Source organism: Pedobacter lusitanus (genome assembly GCF_040026395.1).
GTDB lineage: Bacteria > Bacteroidota > Bacteroidia > Sphingobacteriales > Sphingobacteriaceae > Pedobacter > Pedobacter lusitanus.
In genome coordinates this window covers 5,115,055-5,134,927 of sequence record NZ_CP157278.1, presented here as the reverse complement: position 1 = coordinate 5,134,927, position 19,873 = coordinate 5,115,055, and the positions used below count along the sequence as shown (strand labels likewise).

General features: G+C 39.7%; 24 protein-coding genes. 9 read left to right on the top strand and 15 right to left on the bottom strand.

Annotated features, from left to right (window positions below):
• Window positions 1-17: 17 nt before the first annotated feature.
• Window positions 18-1,838 (bottom strand): LuxR C-terminal-related transcriptional regulator, encoded by a 1,821-nt coding sequence (locus tag PL_RS22075; RefSeq protein ID WP_235324612.1) that lies wholly within the window; start codon window positions 1,836-1,838, stop codon window positions 18-20.
• Between the two features lie 246 nt (window positions 1,839-2,084).
• Between PL_RS22075 and PL_RS22070 the strand changes: the two genes are divergently transcribed.
• Genes PL_RS22070 through PL_RS22060 form a run of 3 tightly spaced genes read left to right on the top strand, consistent with a single transcriptional unit; the run spans window position 2,085 to window position 4,055 of the window.
• Window positions 2,085-2,438, top strand: a complete 354-nt coding sequence (locus PL_RS22070) for an import component protein (protein ID WP_052496487.1) — start codon at window positions 2,085-2,087, stop codon at window positions 2,436-2,438.
• Window positions 2,439-2,494: 56 nt separating this feature from the next.
• Window positions 2,495-2,980 carry a hypothetical protein gene (locus PL_RS22065; RefSeq protein ID WP_041884487.1) on the top strand — a complete coding sequence of 162 codons (486 nt, stop codon included), beginning with the start codon at window positions 2,495-2,497 and terminating at the stop codon, window positions 2,978-2,980.
• A gap of 34 nt (window positions 2,981-3,014) precedes the next feature.
• The gene (locus PL_RS22060) at window positions 3,015-4,055 is read left to right on the top strand and encodes a hypothetical protein (protein WP_041884490.1); all 1,041 of its coding nucleotides are present in this window, start codon (window positions 3,015-3,017) and stop codon (window positions 4,053-4,055) included.
• Between the two features lie 70 nt (window positions 4,056-4,125).
• On the opposite strand, the gene PL_RS22055 is transcribed toward PL_RS22060, so the two are convergent.
• Genes PL_RS22055 through PL_RS22015 form a run of 9 tightly spaced genes read right to left on the bottom strand, consistent with a single transcriptional unit; the run spans window position 4,126 to window position 9,134 of the window.
• The gene (locus PL_RS22055) at window positions 4,126-4,632 is read right to left on the bottom strand and encodes a hypothetical protein (protein WP_041884491.1); all 507 of its coding nucleotides are present in this window, start codon (window positions 4,630-4,632) and stop codon (window positions 4,126-4,128) included.
• A gap of 48 nt (window positions 4,633-4,680) precedes the next feature.
• Window positions 4,681-5,169 carry a hypothetical protein gene (locus PL_RS22050; protein WP_041884493.1) on the bottom strand — a complete coding sequence of 163 codons (489 nt, stop codon included), beginning with the start codon at window positions 5,167-5,169 and terminating at the stop codon, window positions 4,681-4,683.
• Window positions 5,170-5,175: 6 nt separating this feature from the next.
• Window positions 5,176-5,496: a hypothetical protein gene (locus PL_RS22045; RefSeq protein ID WP_041884496.1), complete on the bottom strand. Its 321-nt coding sequence runs from the start codon at window positions 5,494-5,496 to the stop codon at window positions 5,176-5,178.
• A 28-nt stretch (window positions 5,497-5,524) separates the two neighbouring features.
• Window positions 5,525-6,382 carry a hypothetical protein gene (locus PL_RS22040; RefSeq protein ID WP_052496482.1) on the bottom strand — a complete coding sequence of 286 codons (858 nt, stop codon included), beginning with the start codon at window positions 6,380-6,382 and terminating at the stop codon, window positions 5,525-5,527.
• Window positions 6,342-7,376 (bottom strand): hypothetical protein, encoded by a 1,035-nt coding sequence (locus PL_RS22035; protein ID WP_152620358.1) that lies wholly within the window; start codon window positions 7,374-7,376, stop codon window positions 6,342-6,344. Before PL_RS22035 ends, PL_RS22040 begins: the two co-directional genes overlap by 41 nt.
• Entirely contained in the window at window positions 7,373-7,753 is a 381-nt protein-coding gene (locus tag PL_RS22030; RefSeq protein WP_041884498.1) for a hypothetical protein, read from the bottom strand. Before PL_RS22030 ends, PL_RS22035 begins: the two co-directional genes overlap by 4 nt.
• A gap of 21 nt (window positions 7,754-7,774) precedes the next feature.
• A complete protein-coding gene (locus tag PL_RS22025) occupies window positions 7,775-8,239 on the bottom strand; it encodes a hypothetical protein (protein ID WP_041884500.1) in 465 nt (154 codons plus the stop codon).
• 11 nt (window positions 8,240-8,250) lie between these two features.
• On the bottom strand, window positions 8,251-8,799 hold the full coding sequence (locus tag PL_RS22020) for a hypothetical protein (RefSeq protein ID WP_041884502.1): 549 nt from the start codon (window positions 8,797-8,799) through the stop codon (window positions 8,251-8,253).
• 11 nt (window positions 8,800-8,810) lie between these two features.
• A complete protein-coding gene (locus PL_RS22015) occupies window positions 8,811-9,134 on the bottom strand; it encodes an import component protein (protein WP_041884504.1) in 324 nt (107 codons plus the stop codon).
• A gap of 219 nt (window positions 9,135-9,353) precedes the next feature.
• Between PL_RS22015 and PL_RS22010 the strand changes: the two genes are divergently transcribed.
• On the top strand, window positions 9,354-11,216 hold the full coding sequence (locus PL_RS22010; RefSeq protein WP_348620383.1) for a helix-turn-helix transcriptional regulator: 1,863 nt from the start codon (window positions 9,354-9,356) through the stop codon (window positions 11,214-11,216).
• On the opposite strand, the gene PL_RS22005 is transcribed toward PL_RS22010, so the two are convergent.
• The 4 genes from PL_RS22005 to PL_RS21990 all read right to left on the bottom strand — a co-directional run bounded on the left by PL_RS22005 (window position 11,217) and on the right by PL_RS21990 (window position 14,996).
• Window positions 11,217-12,521 (bottom strand): amidohydrolase, encoded by a 1,305-nt coding sequence (locus tag PL_RS22005; RefSeq protein WP_041884506.1) that lies wholly within the window; start codon window positions 12,519-12,521, stop codon window positions 11,217-11,219.
• A 56-nt stretch (window positions 12,522-12,577) separates the two neighbouring features.
• Window positions 12,578-13,144 (bottom strand): dihydrofolate reductase family protein, encoded by a 567-nt coding sequence (locus tag PL_RS22000; RefSeq protein ID WP_041884508.1) that lies wholly within the window; start codon window positions 13,142-13,144, stop codon window positions 12,578-12,580.
• 100 nt (window positions 13,145-13,244) lie between these two features.
• Window positions 13,245-14,021 carry a helix-turn-helix domain-containing protein gene (locus tag PL_RS21995; protein ID WP_041884510.1) on the bottom strand — a complete coding sequence of 259 codons (777 nt, stop codon included), beginning with the start codon at window positions 14,019-14,021 and terminating at the stop codon, window positions 13,245-13,247.
• A 78-nt stretch (window positions 14,022-14,099) separates the two neighbouring features.
• On the bottom strand, window positions 14,100-14,996 hold the full coding sequence (locus tag PL_RS21990; RefSeq protein WP_235324613.1) for an oxidoreductase: 897 nt from the start codon (window positions 14,994-14,996) through the stop codon (window positions 14,100-14,102).
• Between the two features lie 156 nt (window positions 14,997-15,152).
• Here PL_RS21990 and PL_RS21985 point away from each other — a divergent pair, with 156 nt between their 5' ends.
• Together PL_RS21985 and PL_RS21980 are read left to right on the top strand one after the other, a co-directional pair.
• On the top strand, window positions 15,153-16,064 hold the full coding sequence (locus PL_RS21985; protein WP_041884512.1) for an NAD(P)-dependent oxidoreductase: 912 nt from the start codon (window positions 15,153-15,155) through the stop codon (window positions 16,062-16,064).
• A complete protein-coding gene (locus tag PL_RS21980) occupies window positions 16,065-16,565 on the top strand; it encodes a hypothetical protein (protein ID WP_041884514.1) in 501 nt (166 codons plus the stop codon).
• A 50-nt stretch (window positions 16,566-16,615) separates the two neighbouring features.
• Here PL_RS21980 and PL_RS21975 read toward each other — a convergent pair whose 3' ends face one another.
• Window positions 16,616-16,990 (bottom strand): winged helix-turn-helix transcriptional regulator, encoded by a 375-nt coding sequence (locus PL_RS21975; protein ID WP_041884517.1) that lies wholly within the window; start codon window positions 16,988-16,990, stop codon window positions 16,616-16,618.
• Between the two features lie 120 nt (window positions 16,991-17,110).
• On the opposite strand from PL_RS21975, the gene PL_RS21970 reads away from it, so the two are divergent.
• The 3 genes from PL_RS21970 to pncB all read left to right on the top strand — a co-directional run bounded on the left by PL_RS21970 (window position 17,111) and on the right by pncB (window position 19,871).
• Window positions 17,111-18,115: a quinone oxidoreductase family protein gene (locus PL_RS21970; RefSeq protein ID WP_041884519.1), complete on the top strand. Its 1,005-nt coding sequence runs from the start codon at window positions 17,111-17,113 to the stop codon at window positions 18,113-18,115.
• Between the two features lie 19 nt (window positions 18,116-18,134).
• Window positions 18,135-18,614 carry a cupin domain-containing protein gene (locus tag PL_RS21965; RefSeq protein ID WP_041884521.1) on the top strand — a complete coding sequence of 160 codons (480 nt, stop codon included), beginning with the start codon at window positions 18,135-18,137 and terminating at the stop codon, window positions 18,612-18,614.
• Between the two features lie 72 nt (window positions 18,615-18,686).
• On the top strand, window positions 18,687-19,871 hold the full coding sequence (gene pncB, locus PL_RS21960) for a nicotinate phosphoribosyltransferase (protein ID WP_041884523.1): 1,185 nt from the start codon (window positions 18,687-18,689) through the stop codon (window positions 19,869-19,871).
• Window positions 19,872-19,873: the final 2 nt, after the last annotated feature.

Below are 19,873 nucleotides of genomic sequence, written 5' to 3'. Positions count from 1 at the left end.
CCCCTTTCCTGTTTACCTTATTCCTGAGACCTGATGAAATTGTCCAGATTCTCCTCTTTGTCCAACCCGAATTTCTGCTTAATTCTGTAACGTGCCATCCGGATACTTTTTGGTTCAATCCCCAACCGGGAAGAAACCTCCTTATTAGATAACCCCATCAGGATATAAGAACAATATTTTAAATCAAGGCGGGTCAATGTATGATTTGCCTTTTGTTGCAGACGTTCAAAGAAAACAGGATTGGTCTCAAAAAAGTCGGTTTTAAGTTCTTCAAAATCTTTATCCATTCTTTTCTGCTGATTGACAATCTTTTTGATCTGTTCGTCAACAGACAGATGACTTTCACTATCTACCTTTCCCGACAGCAGCTGCAGCAATTCATTTTTTTCTTCAATCTGCAAAGTCCCGGCAAGTAATTCTTTCTGCAGACGCTCCTGACGTTCTTTAAGCAAAACCTGCTCCGTCTGGAGCTGTGTAGCTTCGGCCTCTTTCAACTGGGCCCTTAATTCCGCCGCCGCTTTTTCCTGATCCACAAGTTTTTGTTTTCTGACAGATGCCTTCAGCTTATAATTATATGACCTGAGCAGAAAAAGCAAAGCAGCTATTCCTGTTAAGCCTAACATAATATAAAAAAGATTCATCTTTTTAGTAAAAGCAGCTTCCTGATGCAGGAATGTAATTTCCTGTTCTTTTTTTTCAGCCTGATATTGTGCTTCCACCCGTTGGATACTATTGATTTTTTCTTCATCAAAAGCTTCTTTATTAAACTGCATATACTGTTTCAAATAATTCAGCGCAGCAGCTTTATCCCCTCTTTTCTCTGCAATATGAGAAAGACCCAGAAATATTCTGGCTTTGGTCAGCGGCATTTTGACTACGTCAGCCGCTACAGCACTCAATCCTGTTAATAATATTTTTTCCGCTTCATCATAGTTTCCGTCGCGCAAAGCATATTCACTTTTTAAACCATAGCAGTTTAACAAAACCTCCTGCAGGTTGGTCTTTGTCGCAATATCAATAGCGATGTCAATATATTTTTCAGCACTGTCTCTGTAAGTACCCGGAAAATATTGAAAATAACTGTTAGCTGTATTTAAAGCCACCGCGGCGGTATTACTTTGTATCAGTAAACGACCGGCTTCCTTTTTGGAAAGAGCCAGTGATTTCTTATTAGTCATCAGTGCAGAATCCAGCAAACTGCGATGAATAGAATCCAGCTTAAAACGATCAAAATAACTTTGTCCACTGGTATAATAGGCTGTATTAAGAGGATCTACCTGTTTACTCCTGAGCGCAGCCGAATAACAGAGATCTGCATACTTCTTTTGCTTTTGCGGATCATTGCCATATCCGTAAATACTGGCCAGATAATGATATACAGTACTTTCATAATCATAAACCTGCTGCCCTTTAAAATAGTCCAGAGCTTTGAGCAGTTTAGCAATTGCTTTATCATTCTCATCATTTACCAGATCCAGCCAGCCACTTCTGAACCATACAAAACCTGTAGTTACCGGATCTTTCGTCTTTGTGATATAGTACATGGCACTATCCCTGCTTTCATAAGCATGCTTCAGATCCTTTTGCCTGATATAAAGGTGAATCAACGTAGCAAATGCCATGGCTTTACCTCTCCCATCTTTCAATCTTGCAGCATAATACAGAGCCTCACGGGCCTGCTTGAAAGAAAGAGGAAGATCCTTTTCAAAATTAGCCTTTGCCAGTTTGCAAAGCGCATTCACCCTATCTTCAGCAGGGAGGTCCTTACGTAGCAGAAAATCGTTCAGCGAATCGATATATATTTTCTGCGCTTCTACGCCTTTCCAAAAAATAAGCACAAAAAATAAAGTAGACAATAAGGATTTCAGAGGTAGCCGCATGCTTCAAAAATAGAAAAAAGAAATAGTTCCAAAAACAAGAATTTAAGCTAAATAACTGAATTAAAACATTTTAAACATTTACCGTAGTTACAATGTAGACGTTTTCATTAAAACCAGTAGTCAATGCGTAGTCCTGTGTTTCTTGGTTCATGATCAGTACGGGGCTAATTTTGTATAAGCAGATCATTATTAAATATGGAATATATGAAAAACAGAACTATGGCAATTATAGCCTACATTACACTTATCGGATGGATTGTTGCCTATCTGGAATTTAAAAAAACAGATAGAAAAAGTACGCTCGTTAATTATCATCTGGGACAGGCTTTAGGTCTGATGATCATCAGCGTTGTACTCAGTATAACAAGTAGTATTATTCTGGTCATAATCCCAGCTCTAGGATCAATCTTATACCTCATTTTATTACTGCCTCTTGTACTTCTGTTATTCGGTATTGTCGCCGCCTCTAATGAAGTAGAAAAACCAGTACCGCTCATCGGAAAAATATTTGAAGGAAAATTCAATTTCTCTTCTAAACATCCTTTGCAAAGCAACTAAAGATCCTGTAAATAAATCAGGAGCTGAATAAATAACCTTTATTAATAATCAGAATTATGAAAATCAGTCATTTTTATCCATTGCTATTTTTAGTCCTGTTGTGTACTCAGTTTACAGCTGTGGCTCAACAGGAATCGAAACGACAGATAAACTTTAAGCTGACCGATCCGGCAATACAGACCAGTCATACTTATCACCTTAACAATGTAACTTATATAGTCAGTAACGCATTTCCGGCACAAGACGAAAGCAAGCAGCTCCGTGAAGGTAGCTGTAGCATAAGTTTGGATCTGGGTCAGGATATGGATCCCTTTTTACTCAAATGGATCGCCGGGGAAATGAAGAATGCAACTGGCGTAATTACAATGGTGTCAGCAGATGGGAGTAAAAAAACAAGGAACATTGCCTTTACAGGTGGCAGACCCGCTGGCTCTTCCGAAAGCTTTTATGGCTCAGAGGTTAATTCCGCAGTACAAATCAGCTTCTATGTGAATACACTTTCCATAGATGGCACAAGCATCTTCAAATCAACCGGTAACTGATACCTTAAATAACCTATCATTTAGCTACCGAACCATGAAAAACTTAAAGTCAATTGTAATCTTATTTCTGGTCATCAATCTGGCCGCCTGTAAAAAAGACAAAAACAAACCAGGCGACAATGAGAATGATCCCGCTATTCCGATAACAGATATATACGTAGCCGGGTATCAGACAAGCCGGGGAAGCAATGTAGCCATATACTGGAAAAACGGAGTACCTGTAACACTTTCGGATGGGATAATGAGTGCACATATTAATTCCATAAAAATCCAGGGTCCCGATGTCTATGCCGCAGGCTGGGAAGGAATACCTTTAGGTAATGGCAAAAACAAAGCAGAATACTGGAAAAATGGCGTGGTAACTCAACTTAGTATAGGAAACAATGACGCTACTGCAACCGGAATTGTTGTAAACGGATCTGATATTTATATAGCAGGATCTGAACACAATGGTACAGCTTACGTAGCTAAAGTGTGGAAAAATGGTGTAGCTACGAATCTATCTGACGGAACCAAAACCAACCGTACCGGGAATATAGTTATGGCCGGTAATGATATTTATGTGTGTGGCGGCGAATACAATGGAACACGAATGGTTGCCAAGTACTGGAAAAACGGTCAGGCTGTGATCCTTACTGACGGCAGCAAATCAGCCTTTGCAAATGCTATTGCTGTACGGGATAATGATGTTTATGTGGCAGGGTCCGAAACAGAAGGGAACAACACTGTTGCCAAATACTGGAAAAATGGTCTTGCAGTATCACTTACTGATGGCAGGGTACCGGCTATAGCTAATTCAATTGCCATATCAGGAAAAAATGTTTACGTATCAGGCTGGGAAAGGAGCACAATTAAAAACATAGATATTGCCAGATACTGGAAAAACGGAAATGCAGTTCAGCTTAGCGATGGTATTACCGAAGGTGCTCATGGCAATGCCATCGCAGTAAACGGCAACGATGTGTATGTGGCAGGTTATAAAGGCAATTTCCCGGTATACTGGAAAAACGGACAGGTGGTCCAGCTATCAGACCGTTCAGCCAGTACTGAAATGTGGGATATCGTATTAAAATAATAAATGCCGTATTCAGGCCGGAATATTCTTCAGCCATTGCAGATCAATACTCCGGTTCTGATTAAGGATCTTAAACTTCCTTAATAGCTGCAAAATAATTACTCAGCCTGTTTTGTTCTGTGATCAATGTCACAATGACCTCCACCTGTTCACTAAAAGAATAGCGATGATTTGGATATTTCCTGCTCCTGTCAAACCGGCCAAAATGATCTTCAATACTTTTGATGCTGCTATCAGGTGAAGGGCTTACATTCCAAAAATCAGCAGACTCTTTTCTCTCCCGTTTCTGGTACAGTTTTCCGTCAAAAATAATCTCACTAAAGTAAGGTATATAATTACATCCTTCCTGACGTACCGGAAAATTCTCATTCTGTAATTCTGAGCGAAAATAATACGCAAATCCCCACTCTTTATCCTGAACAGCTGCGCTGTTTTTTATAGAGACAGGTGTCTGGCTATTGGGTTTCATCAGGGCAACAGATTGTGGCAGCATCAGATGACGCTCTTTAAAGAAAAAGATCAGTCCGGGATCAGTTACAGGAAGTCCCAGTAACGCTAACAGATCACTTTGTTTCATGTAATATGGCTTTATCAGATTATCTTAATTAGTAGAATAACAAGGAGTTCAGCTGGTCCGGGTAAAACTCTCCAGAACAGATAGCACCTCTGTTTCAAATAATTCCCGTCGTTTTATACTTTTACGGTTACTGCCAAAAGGCTGACTGATAGCATAGCTTTTACCAAATTTGTTTTGTTTAGTTGAAAGTGCGTAATACAGCAGACCGTCTTCCTGGGTATGTATGATGTACATCTCATCAAAAGACATAAGTTTATAAGTATACAGACCAGGAATTTTCCGGAAAACATAACCAACAGACTGATCGAATACATAAGTGACATTAAAGTGGAATATAAAATCATATATCGCTGTAAAGGCCGATACTATTCCGATAGTCAGCACACCCCATTTGGTCTGATAGTACAAACTGAGCATCGGTGTGACGAGAAATATTACCGCTGCAATCAGTCCGAAAAACAAGATCTTCCCTAAGTAATCGCGTTTGGGCTGAAAGCTTAATTGCCCGTTTTCTATTTTCAGATTATATGCCGCCATATTGTCCTATATTTTTTCCTGTGCTTTTATTCTTCTCCATTGCAGATAACCTTTGCGTAAAACAAAAAAACCAAGCACAGCCATAAAGCCCAGAATCAGCCACTTTCCTCCTATACTGTACATCAGCTCTGTTGCCTGATTCATTTCAAAATCTCCTTTCAGCTGTTCCCAGTTTCTTATTTTAATAAAATTGATAATACCTGCTGTGATGAAAAATACACCAATAAGCAGGTAACTGATAGCTTTGATATAAGGTTCTTTTCTATTGCCGCTATAGACATGGTCATTGGCAAAATGCTTATCGTTTTTATCCGTTTCGTTTTCCATAGTTTTGATTTCAGATTTTGGTTATCCCTCACTCCTGCCCATAGCTTTTTAAAGTGCCATCAGGATTGAATTCTATTGAATAGCGCTCACGTGTACCGTTGATCGTGCCTGGAAACCAACGCATGCGATCATCCCAGATAGATACATAAACATAAGCTGTTGGCTTCGCACCTTCCACCTGAGCCGCCTTTTCATTATATAGATTTAATACCTTAAAGGCGCAGGGAAAGCTTATTTTATCCAGCGGCATTAACCGGCGGGTTATGTTCCGGGTAATAGCCTGAACTGGTTCAGGAGCTGACCATTTGCCATTTGCATAAACATATTCATCCAGGTAGTTTGGATTTTCCGGATGTTGGAGTGTCAGCCTGATACGACCATCCTGATCAAAATGAACAGACTGATATATCTGGATATTTTTTCCCGCATATTGAGGTAATGCTCTGAGTCTCATTTCTGCTTTTTCCAATTGAACAGTATTCATAAATCCTTCCTTATTTTTCTCTGTAACCGGTTTTACCGTTGCCTTTACACCTGCCTGATGTGACAGGTTTATACTTTTTAAAAATTCATTTACTCTTTTCTGAATCTTTTTGCTGTCACCATTTTTTTTCAATGTTTCCAGGTCTTCAAAGAAAATTTTGGACTTATCCTCCATCTCTTTAGTATTCAGTGTATCTCCATTCACAATTACCTGCCGGCTTTCTACACGTGTCGTACTGGTTGCAGAACTCGTTGTGGAAGAACCATATTTTTGCGCATGACGCTTAACAACAGTCTCACCGGGTCTGAGTGTATCATCTATACTTTTTGTAATTTCCTTACAACCCGGCAATAGCAAGATACTACCTGCGATGAGGTGAACGACGATTTTTAAGGCTTTCATAAACTACATTTAACTCTTCTAAATCTTTGGCAAAAATAATTCGTCCGGGATCTTCCTTAAGATATAATATATCCACTTCCTTTTCCCGGGTTCTGTCCAGATCCAACAGACCTATCACTTTCTTTTTACTGACTTCATGACTCCGGTTGTGATGATCTGTAAATTGAAGCACAAACTCAATCATTGGCTGTTCATTAATATAAGTACCAGTTTCTCTGACTTGCAGTACTTTTGCACTAGCATGCAGTCCTTTGTACTTGATTAAAAAATCATTCTTATAATTCTGATTCATCAGTCTGGAGATCAATTTTCCAAAGAGCTGTATATTGCCCAGTATCAACAGCACCGCACAGATAATCAAAGGATGATAAAAAACCATAAAACGCCAGCCCATTCCTTCGCTTTCTCTTTGATAACTATAATAATAATAACCAACTATTATGGCTGCGATAGCCAGTGTAGACAGATGAATCCATATCAATGGCTTTATATTAATCTTTACCTGGAAACTGGACAATACCACATAAGGATAGTCACTGGGATTTTGGTCCAGCACAACTTCTACCTTATTACCTGCCTGAAACCTCCGTTCATAAGCTTTGGTATCGTTTACAGTCATTTTCTCTTCTATTTCTGCACCGGCAAGATTCTTAAACGCCAGGTTTAACTCATAAGTACTATAGCCAATATCAGGAACTGACACATCAATACTGGTCAGAATCCTGGCTTCCCGTTTTTCCCCGTTATCTTTCAGTCGTTCTATTCTTCGTTTTAAGGCAAACGTCTTCCATACCCGTTTTTTGTAGTAACCTGCCAGAACGGCAATCCAGAGCACAACAGACAATGCAACCAGCCCCAGAGCCAGCCGTGGATCGGCATTAACCAGATCTGTTGGATCATCACCCGTGATCCCATAATACATAATCATAGGAAAAGGTATCGCATAAAACAGGACGATCAGTTTCCTGAATATAGAAAAGCCATTCAACATCATACTTTCGGTTTTAAATGTCCGTAAATGTATAGTCCGGCCAGCAACAGAAATATTGCGCCAAAGAATACAGCAGCAATCCATAGCAGTATTTTCCCTTTAGTCCCAATTTTAAAGGATGTAATTACCTTGATCTGTTTTTTCTCTGTCTTGTAAAAAGCGTCGAGTTCCTTATCCCAGCGTACTACCGGTATCTCCTGCCCGCAATGCTTGCAACTGACGGAGGCCGTAATTTTTTTGGTATTATGAATATTGTCTGTTTCTATTTGCAACTGATAAAAACTCATCTCCATGCCATTACCCAAGTGACATAACGGACAATCAAGCTGAGGCACAGACAGTGTTTTAAGGTACAGGTGGTTTTTGTTTATACGTATCATCTGCTCTTGTTTTTAATCAGTTTATTCAGGTAACCCCAAAATCACATACAATTCATCACTAAGTCGTTGAAGAGGTTTCGACGTGAAAAAACATTGTCGCAACAAAATATTTTTGGTCTTTCCGTTTCTTTCCATAACCAAAACACCCGATACGCCTACAGTGATAAAAGTACTTTTAAGTTTAGATACCAGAAAGTGATCAAAATCGTCAAAACTGTAAGTAACCGGCGAGCTGAAAAAGAAAGACTTTTGCTGTATTTCCCGCTCTGTTGTATTAAACTCCATACTAGCTGTACTGCGCAGCACCCCCATTACCCCAATAAAGACCAGTATTGCTACACCAAAATAACTTCCTTTAGTGGTTCCGTAAATCAGGGCGGCAATCACAGCAACAAAGGCTATAATTGCCATAGTATAAAAAAATCCCTTCTGTACTTTCAGATGATAAATATTGTCCTGCTGTTCAAAATATTTAAATGTCTCCATGGCTGATCAGATTAAAATGGCATCTCTTTTATTTTTATACCGTTATTTTTTGCATAGACTCCGGCTATCTCCCAGACCTTGTCATATTTCTCTGCAAAACCGGCATAACTCTTTTTATCCAGAGCTTCAATAGCCTGATTGATAACTTCGGGCGATTCCTGCTTATCGATCATCCTGGCTATAGCAAGATGATCAGTTTTATAACTTTCCAATACATAAACATGAAGTGCAACAGAAGCATTTATCAGTGGCGCTGCCTCTTCATTGGGATACAGATCCTGTACCTTTTTCAGATTTCTTTCTGCAGATGCGATGGAATAATTCCTGAGATACTTTTCACAGGTATTAAAATCATTGGTTCCTGCCCCGCCTTTAATATATTTCACATAAGTGCGGAAATACTCACTGCCAAATCTGGATAACATATTGGTATTTAAAGCAGCCCGGTCAAAATATTCACCCGGGCTATTCACCAGATTGCAGCCTGTTCCGGTAACCAGTAGTAAACACAGGATTCCTGTCATCAACCTGGCCGAAGAGATTAATAGCTGATCTTTCATACTGATTTGACTTAGCCGATAAAGGCAAATTTATTTTCAAACATTTTACCAATCAGAGGCACAGGTTTCTGAGCTTCGTTAGCGGCATGAATGATACCCATAATCCACAGCACTACAATGACCCAGCCTGCTAAACTCAGAAAAGCGAGAGAAGGGACAATTGAAGCAATAATGGTTAAGACCACATTAAAAATAATACTGACGATGGCCAGGCCCAGTGCCTGTCTCAAATGATATTTAAGCAGTGAATCTGCATTTTCTTTTCCACTGAAATAGGCTACAAGCCAGCCAATGAGCGTAATGTACGATACGATTGATAGTGTTTTGCTGTTCATCTTTTTGTTGTTTAATTTTTAGAATTGATTGCTAACAAAATTGCAGGCTTATAGCTAATCTTTCAAATACCGGCTTACTACAAAACGCCTACACTTAAACAGCACAGGTGTCTACAATATGTCTACATAAAAAATAAACAACTGTATATCAATAAAATACAACTAAAAAAATTTAACAGCTAAAACGAAACCTGTAGACATTTATGCTATTTTTACTTTATGAATTATCTAAGGCAAACTCTCTTTTTTGTAGTCTTATACTGCTCCTTTTTTACTGCAGCGGCGCAAACCCCTGTTACCGGAAATACCAATGTGGCAGAAAAAGAAAAACCTGCCCGGCTTATCCGTCTTGCCGAGTCACACCGGATTAACGAAAATTATAAAGCAGGGATTTCCGAAGCTCAGCAAGCTGCTGCCATTGCTTTAAAACTGAAGGATTTTAGTACAGCAACAAAAGCCTATGTTATCCTTGCCAATATTTATGCCGCTACCAAAGAGTTTACACAGCTAAAAAAAGTAAGTGATTCGGCAATGCTGGCTGCCCAGCAGGCCCACAGTCCCGCGGTCATGGCTTATGGCTATTATGCCCAGGCTTATTTATATAATAACATTGATAATGCCGAGCTGACACTTAAATATAGTCAGATGGGGCTTAAGGAATTAAAAAAGGTACCGGATCACTATCTGCAGGCTAAGATTTATTACCTGCTATATGCTTTAAATACCCGCTGGGATAATATTCCTAAAGTAAACCTCTATGCCAGACAAGCCACAGAAAATGCCCTGTTCACCACAGATTATAATCTGCTTGGTAATTGTTATACTGCTTTATCTGTAGCAGCAGATTACAATTACGGTATTACTAAAAGCACAGCACAAAGAGATAGTATTCTGTATTATTTGAAAAAGGTGGAGGAGATTTACCAGCAGCATCCCAAAGAAATAGCACCAAGAACCTATGGTATTGCCTGCATTAATATTGCTTTTTATTATTTGAAAAATTTTTCTGAGGGAGATAAAGAAGCTAAAGCAAATGCCATCCAATATGCCAATACAGCTCAAACAGTAATGAAAGATGCGCCTAATGGCGAAGAAATTATGGCCAGTGGTCTGGGTATACTCAGCGAATACGCCCTGCGTGAAAAGAATTTCCCTATGGCAGAGGCTTATCTGATGCAGGCTTATAGTCTGATGCAGTCAGAAGAACATCCTTACTATTATACCCTGGTCAATGTGGTGCGTTCGCTTTCTCAGTTGTATGAACAAATGGAAAACTACCCGATGGCACTGAAATTCCAGAAAAAAATAGCTGAATACAACAGTAAAATTTTTGATCAGAAACAGGCTTTAAATGTCCAGAAGCTGGAAATACAATATGAGAGTGAAAAAAAAAACAATGAGGTGAGCTTATTGCGGCAACAGGAAAAGTATAACCGCATCCAAAAGAATCTCTACATCGGTATTGCGGCAGTTTTTTTACTCGGACTGATTTTTATGTTTCGTTCTTATCACTTCCGTCTGCGCTATTCCCTGCAGCGCGAAAAACAGCTGCATTTAGAAAAACATGAAGCCGAATTACAGACAAAACTGGGGCAGGAGGAGCAGTTAAGGCTCAAAGCCGAACAGCAATTACTGGAAACCCAGCAACAACAGCTGCAAAAAGAAATGATGGCCAATGTCCTTCAGCTGGAACACAAAAAGGATATGCTTTCAAAAATCAGGGAAAAATTAAATGATAACCATGAATTGAATATCAATAAAATATGGAACGAAGAGTTATTACTGGACAATGATTTTGAGAACACCAAACTGCATATCCAGCGTGTACACCCTGAGTTTTTTTCTATTCTGAATGAAAAAGCACAACAGAAACTCACCCCCCTTGACCTGAAACTCTGCGCTTATCTGTACCTGAAACTGGATACCAAAAAAATCGCCTCTATTCTGCATATAGAGCCTAAAAGCGTCCGTATGAGCCGTTACCGGATTAAGCAGAAACTGGAACTGGACAAAGAAGAAGATCTTAATATTTTTTTACAGAACCTGGGCTCGAATAAACAACCGCTGCCGGATATAACCTGATCAGTTTTTTAAATTCATATAATCCAGAACCAGGTTACTCATGGTATTTACGCCCAGTGTAAAACCACTTTCATCAATAAAGAAATCAGGCGTATGGTGCGAAGGAGCTTTCAGCGGGTCCTGACCTTTAGGCATACCGCCCAGGAAGATAAACAAACCCGGTATCTTTTCCTGGTAAAAGGAGAAATCTTCTGCACCTGTTACTGCTGGTCTTAATTTCACATGATCTGTACCAGCACTGCGCTGCAAACTTGGCAGCATCTTTTGCGTTAAGGATATATCATTAAAAGTCACCGGATAATGATTACCGTAAGGGATTTTAACTTCTGCTGTTCCACCCCCTGCCTCGGCAGTTTTTGTAGCTATAGTTGTTACCCTGTTGACAAACATTGCTTCATCTTCCCTGCTTAAAGTACGGATAGTCCCTATCATTTCTACTTTTTCAGGAATGATATTGGATCTGACACCGCCATTAATTGCACCTATAGTAACAACCCCCGGATTCTCAGTGACGTTCAGGTTTCTGCTTACTATAGTTTGCAGATTATTGATAATCTGCGCTGATATGACGATAGGATCTACACTACTCCATGGATAACCTCCATGTGCCTGCTTCCCTGTTACTGTAATTTTCAAACTGTTACTACCAGCCATTGTTCCTCCCGGACGATAAGCAATATCACCAGCTGCGGTCTGGGAGTTGATATGTAAACCAAAAATAACGTCTACTTTCGGATTCTCTAATACCCCTTCCTTAACCATTAGCTGTGCTCCCCCCTCTTCTCCTTCCGGGACTCCTTCTTCAGCCGGCTGAAATATAAACTTTACTGTTCCGGAAATATCTTTTTTTACCGAAGCCAGAACTTCGGCTACTCCCATTAAAATGGCCACATGAGAATCATGACCACAGGCATGCATTACACCTGTTTCTTTTCCATTGTATATGGTTTTCACCTTCGAAGCAAAAGGAATAGCTACACGTTCCGTAACCGGAAGAGCATCCATATCTGCCCTCAAAGCCACGACTGGTCCCGGCTTTCCACCCTTTAGAATTCCAACCACACCAGTTTTGGCTACACCGGTCTGTACCGCTATACCCAGACTTTTTAAATGCTTTGCAACAATACCAGCAGTACGCACCTCATTATTTCCAAGCTCCGGGTGCTCATGAAAATCACGACGCCAGTCTATAACCTTTTTTTCAATACTGAGCGCCTTTTTTGAAACTGACGATCTTAAGTCATTTTCCTGCGCCATTGCGGATGAAGCGATCAGCACAAGAATAGCAAAGCAATATTTTTTCATAGGTATACTTTTTGGTAAATTAAGAAAATATTAATTACTCTGCTAAAACAAATGAGCTATTCTTTCTGATAGTGCAGGCAGACTACTTCCTTAGGAAACATGGTACTTTTGATCAGTTTAAGCTTAATAGATTCTTTGACCGGAGTAAACACAGGGATACCCTGCCCAAGGATTACCGGATTAATAAATAACCAGAAATCATCAATCAGATTATCCTTCAATAAGGAATGTACTGCACCCGGGCTTCCCAGCACTAAGATATTTCTTCCCTGCTGCTGTTTCAGCTCTTTGATCCGTTCAGTAACCTGATCACTGATGATAGTGGTATTATTGATCTGCTGTCCACGTAAAGTTTCTGATAAAACAACTTTGGAGACTTTATTGTACCATGCCGAATGTTCAATATCATGTTTGGAAGCTCCGGGATGATCTGCTGCTGTTGGCCAGTAGTTCTCCATCATCTGGTACGTAACTCTTCCATAAAGAGCCGTATCTGCCTGATTTGTCTGTTCACCCGCAAAATCAAACATTTCATCACTAACAATAATCCAGTCCATTTCACCATTCGGACCTGCAGCAAAACCATCGAGTGAGGTATGCATAAACATCACTATTTTTCTCATCGTAAATATTTTTTGTTTTACTAAAATTACGAAGGAAATTTAATAGCGATCGGGTGTGATCAAGCCATTTAAAGGGGGTAGACTGGTAACAAATCAGCTATTATATTTTTGATGGTGCAAGCCCGTATTTTTTCTTAAAAACAAAAGAGAAATGAGATAAGTCTTCAAAACCAACTTCCAGATAAACATCAGAAACTGTTTTTCCTTTTTCCTTTAGCAGATGATAAGCTTCCTGTAATCTTTTGTTCTGCAGCCACTTTCCAGGTGACATCTGATAAAGCTTCCCGAAATCTCTTTTAAAAGTAGCCAGACTTCTTCCCGTCAGATAAGCAAACCTTTTCATTTCTACATTAAAGCGGAAATTCTTATTCATAAAAGCTTCGAGATCAATTTTTCCAGGTTCCGCAAAATCAAATAATGCACCTGCCAGCTCCGGATTAGTCTGGAGCAGAATTAAAATTGCCTCTGTCAGTTTCAAAGTCATGAGCTTTTGATTTTCCAGGGGCTTTAGCTGGTAAGGAGTCAGAGAATCCATAAAGCTTTTATAGAGAGGATCGTGCTTTAATGACAGAATAGGTTCAACATGCTGATGTTTTACTTCATTATAACCATGTTCTCTACTAAAATCGCGAAGTGTTTGCTGATCAAGACGGACAGACAACGCTTTAAATTCTCCATTTTCCGGCGGAATTTTAGTGAATTTAACCAAATGATTCCTTTTAAGGAATCGAAAGTCTCCCTCTTCAAAAACATGCAGTTTATTACCGTCATACATCTGGAGTTTTCCGGAAATCTGATAGCTAAAGACATGTTCAGGAATAAACTGTTCCCCTTCCCTGCTGACATTGGTATAACAGGAATAAAGTATGTTTGTCATCTTTTATTTGCTTCTCTTTTGAACGTATCAAATATAAAGATAAGTACCAGTAACGCTTACTGATACTTATCTTTGATATTATCTTTTAGCCAGCATTGCTTTTCCTGCCTCTGTTTCCAGAAAATTTACGGCATTTGTATGATCCGTAGAAACAGATACCGGCAGCCATTTTTCAAGCTCTTCTGCTTTTACAGCCTCTGCATGTCTGACAATACCCACAGCTTCACTACCCAGAATCAGGTGTACCGGAGGCTCTGGATTTTCTACCAGTTCAACCATAACTTTCGCTGCTTTGTCAGGATCACCCATTGGGACGAAAGTGCCCCCTTTAAACATTTCAATTCTCTGATCAACAGTTTCGTATCCTTCAACCTGTTTAGCATAAGTCATAGAATCACCAGCCCAATCGGTACGGAAACCACCTGGTTCAACGCTGGTTACAAATATTCCTAAAGAAGCCACTTCTTTAGCCAATGCCTCACTAAAACCTCCTAAACCAAATTTAGCCGACTGATAGATGGAGAGTCCGATGCTGCCCACTCTTCCACCAACTGAACTGATTTGTAAAATACGTCCCGAACGCTGTTTACGCATATGAGGTAATACTGCGCGGGTAATTGCTATCGGGGCATATAAATTGGTCTCCAGCTGGCTGCGTACCTGCTCATCTGTAAAGGCTTCTGTTGCTCCGGTAATGCCAAAACCGGCATTGTTTACCAGCACATCGATACGGCCAAATTGTTGAACAGCAATGTTAACTGCCTGGTCGATCTGCTCCTGATCAGTTACATCCAGCTGTACCGGATAAAGCTGATCCGGATACCGGACTAAAAGTTCTTTCAACTGACTGATATCCCTTGCTGTTGCCACTACTTTATCGCCACCAGCCAGTACACTTTCAGTCAGGCTTCTGCCCAGTCCGCGGGAACTTCCTGTAATAAACCACACTTTTAATATTTTTTCTGAATCTTTCATGATTGTAATTTTTAATGAAATAAAGTTCGGTAGTATTCAGCCAGTCTGTTTTGTTATAAAGCTCATTTTAATTTGCTGTAAAGCTCAGCAACTAAGTATCTGCTGATTAATTATAATTAACATATATTCGCATTTTGATAATTAATTAACAATTACATGCAATTTGAAAAAATAATTATACTGGACAACTGTGGTCTTATCCCCGAAATTACGGATCAGATTGCCGGCCTTTCCAAACATAAGATCATTGTATATAACGATTATCCAAAAGATGATTATGAAACACTTTTGCGTATAGGGGATGCAGATTGTGTTCTGGTAAGCTGGCAGACAAAAATCACTGCCGAAATCATCGCCAGAACTACAAGGCTGAAATTTGTGGGTATGTGCTGCAGTTTATATGATGAAGCCTCTGCAAATGTTGACATTATGGCTGCCCGTAAAAAAGGTATCCAGGTAAAAGGAGTCAAGGATTATGGAGATGAAGGTGCTGTAGAATTTATCTTTGCACAACTGATTTTCCTGTTGAAAGGTCTGCTTAAGGCAAGATGGAAAGCTGAGCCGGTAGAATTAAAGAATAAAAGTATCGGTATTATCGGGCTTGGAACCTTAGGATTGATGGTTGCACAAACTGCGCAGCATTTTGGAATGCAGGTATTTTACTATAGCAGAAGCAGGAAACCTGAGCAGGAGAAAAATGGGATTACCTATTTACCTCTTGATGAATTAATCCAGTCCTGTGATATTATTACCACTCATTTACCAAAAAATACCATCCTGCTTACCGCAAGAGAATTTAAGCTTAAAAAACCGAATTCGATCCTTGTCAATACCTCTCTGGGCGTACCTTTTGAAAAAGACGCATTTTTAGACTGGATTGCTGATGAACAAAACTTCGCCATCTTTGACGCAGACGGAGTCGGAGATTTTATGCAGGAGTTTACCGGACGTGATAATATCATTTTATCAGACCAGTTTGGAGGTTTTACCTTTGAGGCAAAACAACGGCTCTCAGAAAAAGTCCTTGCAAATTTAGCCGATTACCTGAAGAATCATAAAGAAGTATAAATGAGGTTATTGAATAAGATTATTTTCTGGATTTCTATTGCTATAATCATCATCTGGATGATTATAGCTCTTTTTGGAAAAATTATCCCGCTGGAGATCAAAATAGGAAACCCCGGTGATTTCCATCAGCTTTTTGTATTCTATGCCCTTCAGACAGCGGTTCTGTTTACCATGTTCGGCACTTTAAAACGAAAAGACAGTAAAAAACTATTAATCGGAAAAGTAATCTTAACCTGTATAGTTGCAGCAGCAGCTTGCTTTCTAACGTTTATTACTGTTTTTGCAGGGATGTGTGCCTGGAGTACAGACCAGGTTTTAATGGAGAAAAAAGACTCGCCGGATACCCGGATAGTTTTAAGAAGAAAGAGTTGCGGATCACCACAGGGTACTCTTCCTCAATATAAAACCAGTAAAGTAAAATATATTACGTCCCGCTTGTTCTGGATAAAAGATATTGACACTAATACTATTGATAAAAAGCAATGGATCAGGATAAAATAACTCACCCCGGATGAACAAAGCACCTTATGCTATACCGCAAGGCTATATACCTATACTTCTTCCTTAATTTTCTCCCGGTGATTCAGTCCCCATTGCACCAGGATATCAGTAACCGGAATAATGCTTTTACCATATTCAGTAATTGAATAATCAACAGTAATTGGTCTGGTATCCTGAATAGTTCTGGTCACCATCAGATTCAGTTCAAGATCTTTTAATTCTTTGGATAACATCTTTGCCGAAATCCCATTGATGCCACGCTGAATCTTTTTGAAGTGATTACTTTCTGAAGTCCGGTTAGTCAGATAACGCATAATCAGTAACTTCCACTTTCCACCTAATATATCAATACTATCACGCATGGCTGTAAGCTCTTCCTGACAGCTCGCTTCACGTACATTTCCTTTATTCTTTACAGTGCTCATAAGCTGATGGTTTATCCGGGGTAACCAGTTACCTGAGGTTAACTAATAGCAAATATAAAAATTCACTATCTAATTTAGCCCTGCTCTTAAACAGTTTATAAGAAAGGAAATAAAAGGATCATGAAAGCAATCGTATTAAAAGATTTTGGCAGCACAGATAACTTCACTGCAGATGAAAATTTCGCTATACCTGAACCCGGAGATCAGGAAGTACTTATCAGAATTAAAGCAACGGCGTTTAATCCTATAGATTATCAGATGAGACAAGGTAAAACCGAAAGAAAACGCATGCACTCTCCTATACTGGGCCGCGAATTCTCAGGCCTGGTGGTTAAAACCGGTAAATCAGCTCATCAGTTCAAACCAGGTGATGCCGTCTTTGCCGCGTCGGGCAGTATGGGGTCAAACGGAACCTATACAGAATATATCAGTGTTCCTGAACTGATACTGGCTGCCAAACCTCAGAACATAACCTTTGAAGAAGCCGCAGCTATTCCCAGTGCTTCACTTACGGCACTGCAATGTTATAACCGTTTAGGCATTAAAACAGAGGATTCAGTTTTTATCAGTGGTGCAGCAGGCGGTGTCGGGATGGCGCTGATTAAAATACTTGTAGCTAAAGGTTATCAAAGAATAATTGCTACGGCCGGGAATGCAGAAAGCAAAAATCAGCTGCTCAAAGCAGGACTCAAAAAAGAACAGATTATAGACTATAAAACAGAAAATCTTGCTGAAGTTATTCTGGCACACAATAATGGTCAGTTATTTCATTATTGTATAGATCTGGTAGGTGATAAAATGTCTCTGATCAGTGCTCAGGTAATTGCCACAAATGGCACTTATGCTGATGTTACTGCACTGACTACAGCAGATGCAAGAGAAGGTCTTTTTCATAAAGGAGCTGTAATCGTGAATATTTCCAATTATGCCTATTCCTTAGAAAAGAACTACCGTTATTATGGCGAAAGACTAAATGAGTTTATGAAATTAATGACAGATTTCTCTTTATCCCCGCCATCCATATTAAACGTAGGTTCCCTGAATGTTCAAACTGTCAGCAAAGCACACCAGCTCCTGGAAGACAACCTCACACAGGGTAAGAAATTAGTTATGCAAATAGATTAAGTCAGTATTCATAGAAAATATGTCACAAATACCAAAAATACCCCGCCGTATAGTCACAGGAAATAAAAATGGTAAATCAGTAATTACTGAAGATGCCATAGTAAACAATGTTTCTGAACATTTTCCCGGCCTGATCATCTCAGATATCTGGGCTACCAATCAGATGCCTGTAGATTTATCAAAGGAATTAAAGATAGAAAATACAGCTATGCCCGAAACTCCTGCTCATGGCTCTTATTTCCGTTACGTGAGTATCCCACCGGACAAAGACCTGGGTATAAGCCCACTGGAGAAAGGACAAGTGCATCCTTTAATGCACAAAACCGATACACTGGATTATATTATCATCCTGTCGGGAGAAATCTACCTGATCCTGGAAGAAGAAGAAACATTGCTGAAAGCAGGTGATATCGTAATCCAGCGGGGTACAAATCATGCCTGGAGTAATCGTTCAGCTACATATTGTATTCAGCTGGCTGTACTATTAGACGCCAAATAAATTATATTTAAGGCAAAATAATGAGCTACTGGCCCGAATTATGTTAAGGTAGCTCATATATATCCTTAATTTATGTCTATACAGCCTGCTCCTTCGATTGTTTCCATCCTTGACAATGACTTTTATAAGTTTACGATGCAGCAGGGTGTGATCCGTTTATTTCCCTATGCTAAAGTCCGCTATAAGTTTATAAACCGTGGAAAACACTCTTTCCCGCCGGGATTCGGTGATGCATTACGTAAAGCTGTCAATGAGATGCCTTTATTGCGGTTAACCCGCGAAGAGAAAAAATTCCTCCAGCTAAACTGTCCTTACCTGGACCCATTGTATCTCGACTTTCTTGAAGGTTATCGTTATCAGCCTGATGAAGTGCACATAGAACAACAGGGTGATCAGCTGGAAGTACACATTGAGGGACTATGGTACCGGGCAATTTTATGGGAAGTGCCAATCATGTCATTGATCTGCGAGTTATTTTATGAAATGACACATGCTGTCAGGATCAGTAATGAGGAAGTAATTGAGCGGACAAAAAAGAAGATTGAGAACTATCGGGATCTTGGGGTCACGATTGCTGAATTCGGCACACGCCGGAGATATTCCTATGCTATTCATCGTTTAGTTCTGCAGACCTTGCAACAATACGGAGAAGGATCATTTATCGGGACCAGCAACGTGCATATGGCCATGGTACATCAAACCAAACCCATAGGTACACATGCGCACGAATGGTTCATGTTCCATGCAGCCAGATATGGCTTTAAAATGGCTAACTCTTTAGGATTGGAACATTGGGTACAGGTATTCAGAGGAGATCTTGGAATCGCTTTATCTGATACTTATACAACAGATGTGTTTTTCAGACAATTTGATAAGATGTTCTCCAAGCTATTTGATGGAGTAAGACATGACAGCGGAGATCCTCTTTTGTTTGCCGATAAAGTAATTGCACATTATCAGCGTATGGGCATAAATCCTCAGACTAAAACTATTATTTTCTCTGATGCATTGAATTATGAAAAAGTAAAGCGCATAGCTGGTCATTGCCGTAACAGAATTGGTATCTCGTTCGGCATAGGGACCAACCTGACCAATGATGCAGGTCCTGCTCCAATGAATATTGTGATTAAGATGACGCAGACACAGCCTCAGAATGAGGAATGGACAGATGTAATCAAACTATCTGATGAACATGGAAAATATACGGGTACGGAAAAAATGATTAATCTGGCCAAAGAAATTCTGGGAATAGATTAGCA

Coding starts and splice junctions, on each gene's coding strand:
- PL_RS22070 (WP_052496487.1), top strand. CDS start 2,085: ATGAAAAACAGAACTATGGCAATTATAGCCTACATTACACTTATCGGA.
- PL_RS22065 (WP_041884487.1), top strand. CDS start 2,495: ATGAAAATCAGTCATTTTTATCCATTGCTATTTTTAGTCCTGTTGTGT.
- PL_RS22060 (WP_041884490.1), top strand. CDS start 3,015: ATGAAAAACTTAAAGTCAATTGTAATCTTATTTCTGGTCATCAATCTG.
- PL_RS22055 (WP_041884491.1), bottom strand. CDS start 4,632: ATGAAACAAAGTGATCTGTTAGCGTTACTGGGACTTCCTGTAACTGAT.
- PL_RS22050 (WP_041884493.1), bottom strand. CDS start 5,169: ATGGCGGCATATAATCTGAAAATAGAAAACGGGCAATTAAGCTTTCAG.
- PL_RS22045 (WP_041884496.1), bottom strand. CDS start 5,496: ATGGAAAACGAAACGGATAAAAACGATAAGCATTTTGCCAATGACCAT.
- PL_RS22040 (WP_052496482.1), bottom strand. CDS start 6,382: ATGAAAGCCTTAAAAATCGTCGTTCACCTCATCGCAGGTAGTATCTTG.
- PL_RS22035 (WP_152620358.1), bottom strand. CDS start 7,376: ATGATGTTGAATGGCTTTTCTATATTCAGGAAACTGATCGTCCTGTTT.
- PL_RS22030 (WP_041884498.1), bottom strand. CDS start 7,753: ATGATACGTATAAACAAAAACCACCTGTACCTTAAAACACTGTCTGTG.
- PL_RS22025 (WP_041884500.1), bottom strand. CDS start 8,239: ATGGAGACATTTAAATATTTTGAACAGCAGGACAATATTTATCATCTG.
- PL_RS22020 (WP_041884502.1), bottom strand. CDS start 8,799: ATGAAAGATCAGCTATTAATCTCTTCGGCCAGGTTGATGACAGGAATC.
- PL_RS22015 (WP_041884504.1), bottom strand. CDS start 9,134: ATGAACAGCAAAACACTATCAATCGTATCGTACATTACGCTCATTGGC.
- PL_RS22010 (WP_348620383.1), top strand. CDS start 9,354: ATGAATTATCTAAGGCAAACTCTCTTTTTTGTAGTCTTATACTGCTCC.
- PL_RS22005 (WP_041884506.1), bottom strand. CDS start 12,521: ATGAAAAAATATTGCTTTGCTATTCTTGTGCTGATCGCTTCATCCGCA.
- PL_RS22000 (WP_041884508.1), bottom strand. CDS start 13,144: ATGAGAAAAATAGTGATGTTTATGCATACCTCACTCGATGGTTTTGCT.
- PL_RS21995 (WP_041884510.1), bottom strand. CDS start 14,021: ATGACAAACATACTTTATTCCTGTTATACCAATGTCAGCAGGGAAGGG.
- PL_RS21990 (WP_235324613.1), bottom strand. CDS start 14,996: ATGAAAGATTCAGAAAAAATATTAAAAGTGTGGTTTATTACAGGAAGT.
- PL_RS21985 (WP_041884512.1), top strand. CDS start 15,153: ATGCAATTTGAAAAAATAATTATACTGGACAACTGTGGTCTTATCCCC.
- PL_RS21980 (WP_041884514.1), top strand. CDS start 16,065: ATGAGGTTATTGAATAAGATTATTTTCTGGATTTCTATTGCTATAATC.
- PL_RS21975 (WP_041884517.1), bottom strand. CDS start 16,990: ATGAGCACTGTAAAGAATAAAGGAAATGTACGTGAAGCGAGCTGTCAG.
- PL_RS21970 (WP_041884519.1), top strand. CDS start 17,111: ATGAAAGCAATCGTATTAAAAGATTTTGGCAGCACAGATAACTTCACT.
- PL_RS21965 (WP_041884521.1), top strand. CDS start 18,135: ATGTCACAAATACCAAAAATACCCCGCCGTATAGTCACAGGAAATAAA.
- pncB (WP_041884523.1), top strand. CDS start 18,687: ATGTCTATACAGCCTGCTCCTTCGATTGTTTCCATCCTTGACAATGAC.